The organism is Arthrobacter sp. H14 (assembly GCF_000520495.1).
Lineage (GTDB): Bacteria > Actinomycetota > Actinomycetes > Actinomycetales > Micrococcaceae > Arthrobacter_C.
In genome coordinates, this window is record NZ_KI914660.1 from 40,927 (window position 1) to 43,640 (window position 2,714).

The 2,714-nt window shown below is 59.6% G+C and carries 1 protein-coding gene and 1 rRNA gene (1 of these 2 running past the window's edge); both read left to right on the top strand.

The genetic code is table 11. The annotated features are described in order from the left end of the window. Positions 1–2,143, top strand: a 2,143-nt coding sequence (gene glgB / locus Y707_RS25995) for a 1,4-alpha-glucan branching protein GlgB (protein WP_081744866.1), incomplete at its 5' end; no start/stop codon positions are given. A 531-nt stretch (positions 2,144–2,674) separates the two neighbouring features. Next, positions 2,675–2,714: ribosomal RNA gene (locus Y707_RS0113545) — 16S ribosomal RNA — on the top strand; its annotated part runs 1,039 nt beyond the window's last position; the annotation flags it as partial.

Here is a 2,714-nt window from a genome sequence, read left to right on the forward strand (position 1 = left end):
AGCCGCGGATTCTGCCGCTGCCGGCACGGCCGCCGGTTCTGCCGGCACTGAGACGGTCACCTTCCGGACACTCCGCCGGCTGGCCAGGGAAGTCTCCGTCGTCACCGCGACTGCCCGGCTGCCGCTCACGCATGAAGCGGGCGGGATCTGGGTCGGCGCCATGGAGCCGGAAGAGCCCGGCCATATCCCTGACTACCGGCTGGAAGTAACCTACGACGACGGCGCCCCTACCACGGTCGACGACCCCTACCGTTTCCTGCCGACCTTGGGGGAGATGGATATTCATCTCGTCAACGAGGGCCGGCACGAGACTCTCTGGACTGCCTTGGGCGCGCAAATCCGGCGCTACCCGTCTGCGCTGGGCGAGATCAACGGCGTCGGATTCTCGGTCTGGGCGCCAAATGCCCAAGCCGTCCGGATCAAAGGCGACTTCAACAACTGGGACGGCCTGACGCATGCGATGCGCTCGCTGGGAACTTCCGGCATCTGGGAACTCTTCATACCGGGCGCCTCCGCGGGGGACTGCTACAAGTTCGAAATCCTGGGCAAGGACGGTCACTGGCGCGAGAAGGCTGATCCGATGGCCTATGGGACGGAAGTGCCGCCGCTGACCGGATCGAAAGTGATCGAATCCACCTACCAGTTCAGCGACCAGAAGTGGATGGAACAGCGCGCCCAGCGAGACCCGCACAATTCGCCGATGAGCGCATACGAGGTCCATCTCGGATCCTGGCGGCTCGGTCTTGGTTACCGGGAGCTCGCCGAACAACTGGTCGAATACGTCCAGTGGCAGGGCTTCACCCACGTTGAGTTCATGCCGGTCGCAGAGCATCCGTTCGGCGGCTCCTGGGGGTATCAGGTCACCTCGTACTTTGCGCCGACATCACGCTTTGGCCATCCGGACGAGTTCCGGCACCTGGTGGATGAACTGCACCGGGCAGGTATTGGCGTCATCCTCGACTGGGTCCCCGCGCACTTTCCCAAGGATGAGTTTGCACTGGCGAAATTCGACGGCGAGGCGCTCTATGAGCATGCCGATCCTCTGCTCGGTGAACACCCCGACTGGGGCACACTGATCTTCGATTACGGCCGCTCGGAGGTCCGCAACTTCCTCGTCGCGAACGCGCTTTACTGGCTTGAGGAGTACCACATCGACGGTTTACGCGTGGATGCGGTTGCTTCCATGCTGTACCTCGACTATTCACGGGAAGGCGGCCAGTGGCGGCCAAACCGGCACGGCGGCAACCAGAACCTGGAAGCCATCGCCTTCCTCCAGGAAGTCAACGCCACTGCCTACCGTCGTGCGCCCGGGATTGCCATGATCGCAGAGGAGTCGACAGCTTTCGACGGCGTCACCCGTCCCACCTCCTCCGGAGGACTTGGTTTCGGCCTGAAGTGGAATATGGGCTGGATGCATGACTCGTTGAACTACATGGCGGAAGATCCGATGAACCGTCAGTATCACCACAACCAGGCGACCTTCTCGCTGGTGTATGCGTTTACGGAAAGTTTCCTGCTGCCCATCAGCCACGACGAGGTGGTGCACGGAAAAGGATCGCTGCTGCGCAAGATGCCGGGTGACCGTTGGCAGCAGTTGGCCAATGTCCGTGCCTACCTGGCTTACCAGTGGGCACATCCCGGTAAACAACTGATTTTCATGGGTACCGAGTTTGGCCAAGAGGCAGAGTGGTCGGAGCAGCACGGACTCGACTGGTGGCTCACCGACAGCCCCCAGCACCGCGGCGTGCAGCTGCTGGTCCGTTCCCTCAATGACGTTTATCGCCACACGCCGGCACTCTATGCCCGGGATAATGATCCGGCCGGCTTTGAATGGATCGATGCAAGCGACGGCAGCCGTAACGTCCTTTCCTTCACCCGCTGGGACACCCAAGGGAACCCATTGGTGTGCCTGGCAAACTTCGCTGGCAATCCGCACCACGATTTCCGCCTCGCATTGCCTTGGGCCGGGAACTGGCGGGAGGTTCTCAATACCGATGCTCAGGAGTACGGCGGGTCCGGCGTTGGCAACGGCGAAAAGGTCGTCGCCCAGGAAGGTGCCTTTGGCGGCCAACCGGCCTCTGCGGTGCTGACCGTCCCACCAATGGCTGTGCTGTATTTGGTCCCTGATAAGAGTATGCGATAGCTCACTCGAAATGGGGCAAGGGCAAATCAGCCGGACGCCATCCGGTCGGCCGTCCTGAAGTGTCCAAAAACCCCGGATTTCCGCGGAAGTTCAGGGGGTGGAAGATCCTCCGGAGGCCTCCGCAAAACCGGGTTTTGTTTCTGCTCAATCATGGTGGTAATGTTTATTTCCGCGCTGATCGATGAAGTCAGCCGGACGGTTTCAGACCGAGCTTCGGCTCGGAAGTCAGGTTTTAGACCAAAAAGCCACTGAGAATCGGCCGGTTTGACAGAGAAGATCAGGGCGAGTAGGTTAGTAAAGTTGCTTCGGTGTGGATCGGGGAGTTGTTTTCCTTGGTTTGGCTGGATGCGTCTGTTGTTTGAGAACTCAATAGTGTGCCAAGTTTTGTCGATACCGATATTATTTATTGGTTGAGATTGTCATCTGGCTGCCGCCCCTGTGGTGGTTGGATGGTTTTTTTAGCTGGTTTCAAATTTAGTGCGATCAGTGTGCTCCTTTTTCCGGGGTGTGCTGGTTGTGTCTGTAGATACATCAACGGAGAGTTTGATCCTGGCTCAGGATGAACGCTGGC